The organism is Candidatus Propionivibrio aalborgensis (assembly GCF_900089945.1).
GTDB lineage: Bacteria > Pseudomonadota > Gammaproteobacteria > Burkholderiales > Rhodocyclaceae > Propionivibrio > Propionivibrio aalborgensis.
The window spans coordinates 1-9,386 of the sequence record NZ_FLQY01000120.1 but is presented as its reverse complement, the minus strand read 5'-3'; the positions used below and the strand labels follow the sequence as shown (position 1 = coordinate 9,386).

The window sequence follows — 9,386 nt, the reverse complement described above, 5'->3', positions numbered from 1 at the left end:
CGGGTGCGCATGGTGCTGCTGCAGGATGTCGAACCGCAAAGCATCGGCAAGCCGATTACGATCATCGAAACGGCGTTGCACGACAAATGAATATCAGCTTCGCCCCGCTCGCGAAAGTCTCACCGGTGCATGGCTACTACAGCCATGCATGCAGTGATATCGAATTCATGCCCAGTCGGAGTACCCACGAATTGTTGCGCGGCGGCCGCATGCTGGCACGCATGCTCAATGGCGAACTGCACTTGCTGTATGAGGCCGAGAGTCCCGGCGTGCCGCTCAGTAGCCTGGCCGGGCAGACACTGCATTTTGGCCTGCGCCTGGCCAACCCGGTCTTCAGCAACATCACCATGCCGGTGATCACCGATACCACACTGACACCACTGTATGCAAATGCCACACTGCCAGCAACGCTCGATGCACCGCAGGGGGTGGAGCTTACTGCCGGCCTTTACGGCCTGGCACCAAAACTTGCGTCGCGCCCGGTCACCCTGCGCCTGCTCGACGCACATGCCAACATCCTGGAAACACGACAGCTTGCCGAAGCCGCAACGAGTTACGACACGCGCGGCCTGGCACCGGGCGAGTACCGGATCGAGGAAGATTACGGCCCGGGGCTACTGCATACGCGCAAGCTGTTCGTCGACGCGAGTCTTCGCGATACAGGCGTATGGGGTCTGCTGGCATTGCGCATCGATGCCGCCTTCTATACGAATGCGGCGAACTTCACATTGAATTTTGCCGTGCGCAAGGAAACCTTGCGCTATTACGTGGTTGCCCGCAACTGGCAGCCCGACGAGTTCAATCAACTGAACATCGTTGACGAGGGGTTTTCCGCCGAGGGGCGGGACGAGATCACATTCACCCGTCTTGTCGCGCCGTTCCCGGACGGCTTCATCAAGGATTCGCTGCTCGGGGACAGCAGCGTACAAATTGCCGTATTCCAGTCCCAAACCGAAGTTGCGCGGAAAGAGCGCGGTCTGAGGAAATTGCACCTCAGCCGCAACTCTACCGTCCTGATCGAGCACTTGCCGCTGCCGGGCCCTGAACGGGCGAAGGCAGATTTCATCGTTCACCTGTCCAAACCCTAGAGGCCCAACCATGCCAACTTATCGAACTCCGGATGTCTACGTCGAAGAAATCTCCGTCTTCCCGCCCTCGGTTGCCGAGGTTGAGACGGCCATTCCCGCTTTTGTCGGCTACACCGAATTTGCCCGACGCATTGTCGGCGGCGACCTGGTGAATGTGCCTACGCGCCTCAAATCGCTGCTTGAGTACGAAGCCTTGTTTGGCAAGGGACCGCAAATCGTGGTGACCAAGGTGGTCCTCGACGATACCAACAACTTCGTACGCGCCGACATAAGTTCCAATTTCTACCTGTACGACAGCCTTCGTTTGTTTTTCGACAACGGCGGCGGCGATTGCTACGTTGTATCCGTCGGTGCCGACAATTACCAAACCGCCCCGGACCACACCAAACTGAAGGCCGGTGTCGAGGCGCTCAAGAAATATGACGAGCCGACCATCCTGCTGTTCCCCGACGCGGCTTCGCTGTCGGCCGACAACATGGCCGTCGTTCAGCAGGCCGCGCTGGCGCAATGCGGTGCGTTGGGCGACCGCGTGACGGTGCTCGACACCCGCAGTGACGACCCGCTAGGCACCGCATTCCGCGACAAACTTGGAATCAATCACCTCAAGTACGGCGCCGCCTACACCCCTTGGCTCAAACTCAACTACAGCAAGAATGTGGGCTATGCCAACATCAAGTCAGTCGTCGAAAAAGGCGGATCGGCGGTCACGCTGCAAAGCCTGACACCGGATGCCGATTTACTGGCGCTGATGAAGTCCATCGACGACGCACAGGCTGACGTTGACGGTTTCGCTGCGCGCATCGCAACGGCAACCGGCGCCAGCGGAAAAAGTGTCACCGCACGCCAGGCCGAGCTGATGACCGAGTACCGTTCCAGCCCGACTGCGGCAGACATGCAAAACCTGTTCGCCTATCTGTACAAACTAGCGGAACTGGTCGACGCCTGCGCCAACGGCGGTGTCCCGCTAGCTCACGTCAAGCTGCGCAACGACGCCGGCGCAAGTATTTCCTCACCGCTGAAAGATGCCTTCGGCAAACTGATTGCTTTCGAGCAGGAACTCAAAAGCCGCATGGATGCCGGACCTTTTGCCTACACGCTGCAGTGGAGCGCGGGGCTCAATGCCGACGGCCCGCAGTGGGACGGCATATTCGCAGCCACGCCCCCGGCAGCGAGCACTACCGGCATACCGCCCGCCTTGACCGCAGAAACCGAACTGCTCAACGCTTCCCTGCCGTCGATCAACGCGGCATTCTCAGCCGCCAGCGGCGTCATCAACAGTCTGGTCACTGGCGCGTCGAGTTACCGCAGCACCTATGAGCAGAGCCTGCTTGAAAACTTCGGTGTTTACAGCAATCTCATCAAGGGCATCAACAATACCTTGACCAGTTGTCCGCCCAGCGGGGCGATCGCCGGCATCTATTCACTGATCGACAACCAGCGTGGTGTCTGGAAGGCACCGGCGAATGTGAGTCTGAACAGCGTCATCGGCCCGTTGGTGAATTTCGACACTTCGGATACCGACGGTCTCAACGTCGACGCGGTCGCCGGCAAGTCGATCAATGCCATTCGCGCGTTTTCCGGCAAGGGCACTCTGGTATGGGGTGCGCGCACGCTTGCAGGAAATGACAATGAATGGCGCTATATCTCGGTGCGCCGCTTTTTCAACATGGTCGAGGAATCGGTCAAGAAATCGACCTACTGGGCGGTATTCGAGCCCAATGACGCCAATACCTGGGTCAAGGTACGCGGCATGATCGAGAACTACCTGACACAAAAATGGCGCGAAGGCGCACTCGCCGGCGCCACGCCAAAGGAAGCCTTCTTTGTGCGCTGTGGCCTGGGCGTGACGATGAACGCCCAAGACATCCTCGAAGGCCGCATGAACGTTCAGATCGGCATGGCTGTCGTGCGTCCGGCGGAATTCATCATCCTCCAGTTCTCGCACAAGTTGCAGACCTCCTGACCCCATTGGCATCGACCGATCAACCTCAGACCTAAGGACAACTCATCATGCCAGCTCAATATCCATTACCCGCGTTTCATTTCACCGTGCAGTGGGGTGGCACACGCATCGGCTTCTCGGAAGTCACCGGCCTGACGCAGGAGAACCAGGCCATCGAATATCGTGACGGATCGTTTCCGGAGTACTCGTCAATCAAGATGCCCGGCTTGCGCAAGTTCAGCAACATCACGCTCAAGCGCGGCATCATCAAGAGCGACAACGATTTTTTCAACTGGCTCTCCACCGTCAAGCTCAATACCGTAGAGCGCCGCGACATCGTTATCAGCCTGCTCAACGAGAAGCACGAGCCGGTGATGGTCTGGAAAGCGCAGAACGCCTTCCCGGTCAAGGTCGAGGGGCCTGCGCTCAAGGCCTCGGGCAACGAGGTGGCCATCGAATCCATCGAACTGGCTCACGAAGGACTGGAACTGCAGAACGACTGATAGATCCTAGCCAGCCAAACGCATTTCGCCATGGCCAATTATTACCCACCGGTCGGATTCCACTTCAAGGTGGAGGTTCTGGGACTGCCGCCCAACGATCACGACGTGCGCTTCACCGAGGTCAGCGGACTTTCGGTGGAAATGGGAACCGAAGAGGTCGCGGAAGGTGGCGAGAACCGCTTCATCCAGAAGTATCCGACCCGCGCAAAGTATCCCGAGCTGGTCTTGAAGCGGGGGCTCTTGCGGAATTCGGAGGTGTGGAACTGGTCACGGCAATGCATCGAGGAATACCGGATCGAGCCCAAGAATGTGGATGTCAAACTGCTCAATGAGTCGCACGAACCGCTGATGACGTGGCATCTGGTCGGTGCCTACCCGACAAAATGGGCGATTACCGATCTGAGCGCTTCGAGCAATACCGTCGTCATCGAATCGCTGCAACTGTTTTACCAGCGCTTTTCTGTGGATCGCTCCTGAGGACGCACCATGACCATCATCGTCGATGAAGTCGTTATTTCGGTGGAAGTCACCAACCAGGCTGCCGGCGGCGGCAACGCGCCGCCTACGGCGACCGAGAGCAAACAGGAAATCGTTGCCGAGTGCGTCGAACGTGTGCTCGACATCCTGCGCGAACGTGAGGAACGATAGATCATGAGCGCCTCTGACCGCGGCACGCTGGAGAAGCTGCTGATCCTCGCCTACACGACACCCGATTACTCGGGCGAGCCGGCGAGTCAGTTCACATCCTACGTCAACCCGAACGAAATCACTCTGTCATACGAGATGGAGTATGACGCGGCACAGGGTTCAGGCACGACGGGTAGCCGCATGAACTTCAAGAAGATGAAACCGGGAGACCTCGCCCTGACTTTCTTTCTTGACGGCACCGGGGCCAATGGCGAGCGCATCGATGTGCAGCAGAAGATCGAGGAGTTCCAGACGGTCACCGGCTACAACGGCGATATTCACCGTCCCAACTACCTCAAGGTGAGCTGGGGCACGCTCACGGTAAAGCGCTGCGTGCTCAAGAGCGCATCGATTGCCTACAAACTGTTCCAGCCTAATGGCATACCGCTGCGTGCGGTCATCACGGCAAGCTTTACCGACAATTCCGATGACACCACGCGGGTAGCGATGGCACAGGATCAGTCTCCCGACCTGACCCACCTGAGAGTCATCAAGGCAGGCGATAAATTGCCGGTTCTGTGCAACGAGATCTATGGCGACCCGCGCCTCTACCTGCGCGTGGCCGAGGCGAACGGGATAGATGATTTCCGCAACATCCTTCCCGGCATGAGAATCTTCTTTCCGCCGCTGGAAAAATGATGTCGGAAACACGCGCCCTGCCGATTGCCGCTACGCATCGCGAATTCACCGTCAAGGTGGAGGATCAGGCGATGCCGCGCGAAAACCAGTTGCTGACAGTAAGCGTCAGTCTGGTGGTCAACCGTATCGCCACGGCGCGTCTGGTGTATCTGGACGGAAATGCTGCCAGCAGCGACTTCCCGCTCAGCAACAGCGATCTGCTCAAGCCCGGCAAGCGCATCGAAATCCTCGCCGGTGCCGGCAGTGGTCAGGACTCGCTGTTCAAGGGAATCATCGTGCGGCTGAACGTGAAGGTTCGCGACTCCAGTGCGCCGCAATTGATCATCGACTGTCGCCATGCGGCGATGAAGATGACTGTGGGGCGCAGCAATTCGAGCTACTTCGACCAGTCCGACAGCGAGGTGATCGAAGCGCTTCTTGGCAAGTCCGGCCTGATCGGCGAGATAACGGCAACATCGCTCAAACACAAGCAACTGGTGCAGTTTCACACCAGCGACTGGGACTTCATGCTCGCCCGCGCTCATGCCAACGGCCTGTTGATATGGCCCGCCGGCGACAAGATCATCGTCGGCAAGCCGGCCGTCAATGCGCCGCCGCGTTGCACCTTGCAGTTCGGTGCGACGCTGCTGGAGTTCGATGCCGAAATCGATGCGCGCGCACAGTTCTCTGCCGTGCGCAGCATCAGTTGGGACCCGGCCCAGCAAAGCCTGCTCGAAGTCGACGGCAATTCGCCCGGATTCACCGGGCCGGGCAATCTTTCCGGTGACGATCTTGCGGCCGTGGCCGCAGCCGAATCGCTGGAACTGCGCCATGCCGCCCTCGTCGAAGCCGAGGCGCAGGCTTGGGCCGATGGTGAATGGCTGCGCTCCCGCGTCAACAAGGTCAGCGGTCGCGGCAAGTGCGAAGGCATCGGTGCGCTCAAGCCGGGTGACGTCGTCGTCCTCGCCGGAGTCGGCACCCGCTTCAACGGCAAGGTTTTCGTCAGCGGCGTGCGCCATGAATTCGATCTGGTGCAAGGCTGGAAAACGCACGTGCAATTCGGCGGACTCGACAAGCTGCCGCCCGACGACATGTCGGCCCCCCCTGCAGGCGCCCTGCTCGCCCGCGTTGCCGGCCTTCAGATCGGTGTCGTGGTGAGCAACGAAGATCCGGACGGCGAGGACCGCGTACGGATCCGCCTGCCGATTGTCGGCAAGGATGACGAAGGTATCTGGGCTCGCGTGGCCAGCCTGGACGCCGGCAAGGAGCGAGGGTTCTTTTTCCGTCCCGAGATCGGCGACGAAGTCGTGGTCGGCTTCCTCGATGAAGATCCGCGTCACGCGGTGATTCTCGGCATGTTGCACAGCAGCGCGCTGCCCGCACCGATCCAGGGGTCCGACGACAACCACGAGAAGGGCTATGTCAGCCGCGAAGGGCTGCGCATCAACTTCAACGACGAGAAGAAGGTCATCATCATTGACACGCCGGCAGGCAACAGCATCACGCTCAGCGAAGACGACACGTCCATCGTCCTCGCTGACCAGAACAGCAACACCATTACCATGAATACCGATGGCATTACCATTGAGAGCAGCAAGGCGCTCACGCTGAAAGCGGGAACCGAGGTGCAACTGGAATCGGGCACCTCGTTCAGCGCCAAGGGCGGCACCGAACTCAAACTCGAAGGCGGTACCCAGGCCGAACTGTCGAGCAGTGCGGTGACCAAGCTCAAGGGCGGCATGGTGCAGATCAATTGAGGCGACAGGAGGCATATAAATGGCATTCGCGGTCTGCGTAGGCGACATCAGCACCCATGGCGGCACCATCGTCGGCCCCGGTTCGGCCACCGTACTGATTGGCGGCAAGCCAGCAGCCGTGGCAGGCGACATGCACGTGTGCTCTTTGCCGCCCACAGGACACCAGCCCACCGTCAGCGTTTTCCCCAGCGGCAGCAGTACGGTTATGTTTGGCGGCGTTCCCGCCCTGCGCACGACGGACGCGTGTATTTGCGGCGCGATGGCGGCGGTCGGCCAACCCACCATCATGATCGGCTGAAGACATCAATGAGCGCAAAGGGAATCTGATGGCTGACAACGCAGAACTCTATGACAACTTCCTTGGCACGGGCTGGAGCTTCCCGCCGCGCTTTGCCGGCGATGGCGTGGTCATGAGCCGCGACGAACAGGATATTCAGGAAAGTCTGAAAATCCTCTTCGGCACCGTGCCCGGCGAACGTTTTCTGGAACCGAAATTCGGGCTGGACATGCATGCCCTGATGTTCGAACCGATGAGCACCACCTTGCGCAGCCTGATGCTTGACCGGGTGCGTACGGCGATCCTGATCTACGAGCCGCGCATCAAGTTGATCAATCTGCAGATCGACAGCCCCGATCCCAACGAGGGCTCGCTGCGCGTGCTGCTCGAATACGAAGTACGCAGCACCAACTCGCGCTTCAATCTGGTCTTCCCGTTCTATCGGACCGACGCCAATGAAGTTCTTGGTTCGGTGTCGGGCGCCGCGTGAGAATGACAGGAATCACTTGCCGTGGCTGAACAGGACATCATCCAGAACATGATCTCGCAACTTGGCCAGAGCCAGGGAGATCGCACGCCGCCGGAGTTCGACACGCAGTTCTTCCAGGTCGACGAGCGTGATAGCGCCAAACTGCTGGCGCAAGCCCGCGCACAGGCCGCGCTGATGCGCTTCTATGCGCATGACCCGGAGCAGGCGAGTGGTGACTGGAGCGAGTTCTTCCCGAAGGACGATGAGGCGAGCCTGCTCGCCCGTCAGGACGGCAGCGTTCCGCCGCACATCGGCCTGCTCGGCAGCTTCTTCGAACTATATCGACAACCCCAGGCGCTACTCAATGATTTCACGGCGCGGCACATGGATTTTCAGTTCAAACGCGTGCTGCGTTTTGAGCCGCGCCCGGCACAGCCCGACCACGCACATCTGCTGCTCGAACTAAAGAAGGGCGTAGCGCCGCTAGCGGTCACGCCCGAGCAGGCTTTCTCGGCAGGCAAGGACGACAGCGGCGTCGAACTGCTCTACAAACCGGTGCGCGAGGTCGTAGTCGGTCATGGCCAGGTCGCCGCACTGCACAGCGCATACCGGGACAGCAGCGGGGTGTACTTCGCGCCAGTCGCCAATTCGTCCGACGGACTCGGTGGCGAACTCGACAAGGCACAACCCAAATGGCGAGCCTTTGGCAGCAATACTCTGCCTGCCGCACCGATCGGCCTGGCGCTTGCGTCACCAGTACTGCGCATGCTCGAAGGCACGCGCAAGGTCAGTCTCGATCTGACCCTCGGCGGACTCAATGGCAGCGTACACGGCGCAGCAAGTTTCGCTGCCGCCTTCCAGGCTTATGTCACCGGCCCGAAAGGCTGGCTGGGACCGTTCGCCATCGATTGCGAATTGCAGGGACAAACCCTGAGCGCAAGCTTCAGCCTGCAAGCGACCGATGCGGCGCTGGTCGACTACCAGGCCACACTGCACGGGCAGGCCTTCAGCGCGCAGGCCCCGATCGTCCAGTTGCTGCTGACGGGAACCGCTCTGGGATATTCAGATCTTGAGAATCTCACACTCAGCACCGTACGTATCCGCGTCGATGTTGAAGGAGTACAAACGCTGACGCTGGAAAATGACAACGGCAGTCTGAATCCGAAGAAAGCCTTTCAGCCTTTCGGCCCGCAGCCAGTGGCCGGCTCCCGTTTCATGATCGGCAGTGAAGAAGCGCTCTCCAAGCGACTCACCGATCTGCATGTCAGCTTTGCCTGGCAAGCCGCCCCAAGCAACCTGCAGGCATGGTATGCCAACTATCAGAATCAGAGCCGCCTGAGCAATGGCGTAACGGCTCGCCTCGTGTATCAGGACCGAAGCGGACAACTCAGCTCGACTGCGCAGGACATCATGTTGCGCGATGACCTTGGCGTCACCCGACTCTCGCCGAGCGCACCCCCGGTTACCGCCGAGCAGGGTTCGCTGCTGCACGAACGCGCCGATCGCCGCCTGTACGCCATGCTCTTCTCGGGCAGCGGCATCGGCCGCTGGCTGGGCCGCCGCCGCAAGCTCGCCAATCCGATGCAGAGCCGACCGCTGGTGCCCGCACCAACACCGCGCAGCGGCTTCATCACCGTCGCCCTGCAAGAAGACTTCCTGCACGCCGACTACCGGCGGGAGTCGGTGCAGCATGCCATCGCCCAGGACGGCACCGTGCTCAACGAACCCTACACGCCGACGGTACAGGGCATCCAACTGGGCTACAGCGCTGTCTCCGATACGGTCGATATGAGTCTGACCGGCAGTGCCGGCGAAGCCGGATTCACCGGCACGGACGTGCAGTTTTTCCGTGTCGGCTGCTTCGGGCAGGCACGCGAACACGCCTTTCTTCGCGAGCAGCTCGACTATGTGAGCGACAAGACGGTGCGCCTGTTGCCGCACTACCCGGACGAAGGCGAGCTGCTGATCGGACTGCGCGGTGTCGCCGCGGGCGACGCGGTCAGCCTGCTCATGCAGGTGGCCGAAGGCAGCGCCGACCCGGCACT

The 9,386-nt window shown here is 60.2% G+C and carries 10 protein-coding genes; all 10 read left to right on the top strand.

The window, feature by feature from the left end; translation table 11 throughout:
• Positions 1-86: 86 nt before the first annotated feature.
• A complete protein-coding gene (locus PROAA_RS07370; RefSeq protein ID WP_186410726.1) occupies positions 87-1,088 on the top strand; it encodes a hypothetical protein in 1,002 nt (333 codons plus the stop codon).
• A 10-nt stretch (positions 1,089-1,098) separates the two neighbouring features.
• Positions 1,099-3,051 carry a phage tail sheath family protein gene (locus PROAA_RS07365; protein WP_186410725.1) on the top strand — a complete coding sequence of 651 codons (1,953 nt, stop codon included), beginning with the start codon at positions 1,099-1,101 and terminating at the stop codon, positions 3,049-3,051.
• 47 nt (positions 3,052-3,098) lie between these two features.
• A complete protein-coding gene (locus PROAA_RS07360; RefSeq protein ID WP_186410724.1) occupies positions 3,099-3,533 on the top strand; it encodes a phage tail protein in 435 nt (144 codons plus the stop codon).
• Between the two features lie 30 nt (positions 3,534-3,563).
• Positions 3,564-4,010: a phage tail protein gene (locus PROAA_RS07355; protein ID WP_186410723.1), complete on the top strand. Its 447-nt coding sequence runs from the start codon at positions 3,564-3,566 to the stop codon at positions 4,008-4,010.
• Between the two features lie 9 nt (positions 4,011-4,019).
• Positions 4,020-4,181 carry a DUF5908 family protein gene (locus tag PROAA_RS07350; RefSeq protein ID WP_186410722.1) on the top strand — a complete coding sequence of 54 codons (162 nt, stop codon included), beginning with the start codon at positions 4,020-4,022 and terminating at the stop codon, positions 4,179-4,181.
• Positions 4,182-4,184: 3 nt separating this feature from the next.
• A complete protein-coding gene (locus tag PROAA_RS07345; RefSeq protein WP_186410721.1) occupies positions 4,185-4,859 on the top strand; it encodes a CIS tube protein in 675 nt (224 codons plus the stop codon).
• Complete coding sequence (vgrG, locus tag PROAA_RS07340) at positions 4,859-6,595, top strand: type VI secretion system tip protein VgrG (protein WP_186410720.1); 1,737 nt, start codon at positions 4,859-4,861, stop codon at positions 6,593-6,595. Before PROAA_RS07345 ends, vgrG begins: the two co-directional genes overlap by 1 nt.
• Positions 6,596-6,614: 19 nt before the next feature.
• Positions 6,615-6,893, top strand: coding sequence for a PAAR domain-containing protein (locus tag PROAA_RS07335; RefSeq protein WP_186410719.1), 279 nt, complete (start codon positions 6,615-6,617; stop codon positions 6,891-6,893).
• A gap of 28 nt (positions 6,894-6,921) precedes the next feature.
• Positions 6,922-7,362 (top strand): GPW/gp25 family protein, encoded by a 441-nt coding sequence (locus PROAA_RS07330; protein WP_186410718.1) that lies wholly within the window; start codon positions 6,922-6,924, stop codon positions 7,360-7,362.
• Between the two features lie 21 nt (positions 7,363-7,383).
• The coding region (locus PROAA_RS07325) for a hypothetical protein (RefSeq protein WP_222102148.1) at positions 7,384-9,386 on the top strand (2,003 nt) is incomplete at its 3' end.

Coding starts and splice junctions, on each gene's coding strand:
- PROAA_RS07370 (WP_186410726.1), top strand. CDS start 87: ATGAATATCAGCTTCGCCCCGCTCGCGAAAGTCTCACCGGTGCATGGC.
- PROAA_RS07365 (WP_186410725.1), top strand. CDS start 1,099: ATGCCAACTTATCGAACTCCGGATGTCTACGTCGAAGAAATCTCCGTC.
- PROAA_RS07360 (WP_186410724.1), top strand. CDS start 3,099: ATGCCAGCTCAATATCCATTACCCGCGTTTCATTTCACCGTGCAGTGG.
- PROAA_RS07355 (WP_186410723.1), top strand. CDS start 3,564: ATGGCCAATTATTACCCACCGGTCGGATTCCACTTCAAGGTGGAGGTT.
- PROAA_RS07350 (WP_186410722.1), top strand. CDS start 4,020: ATGACCATCATCGTCGATGAAGTCGTTATTTCGGTGGAAGTCACCAAC.
- PROAA_RS07345 (WP_186410721.1), top strand. CDS start 4,185: ATGAGCGCCTCTGACCGCGGCACGCTGGAGAAGCTGCTGATCCTCGCC.
- vgrG (WP_186410720.1), top strand. CDS start 4,859: ATGTCGGAAACACGCGCCCTGCCGATTGCCGCTACGCATCGCGAATTC.
- PROAA_RS07335 (WP_186410719.1), top strand. CDS start 6,615: ATGGCATTCGCGGTCTGCGTAGGCGACATCAGCACCCATGGCGGCACC.
- PROAA_RS07330 (WP_186410718.1), top strand. CDS start 6,922: ATGGCTGACAACGCAGAACTCTATGACAACTTCCTTGGCACGGGCTGG.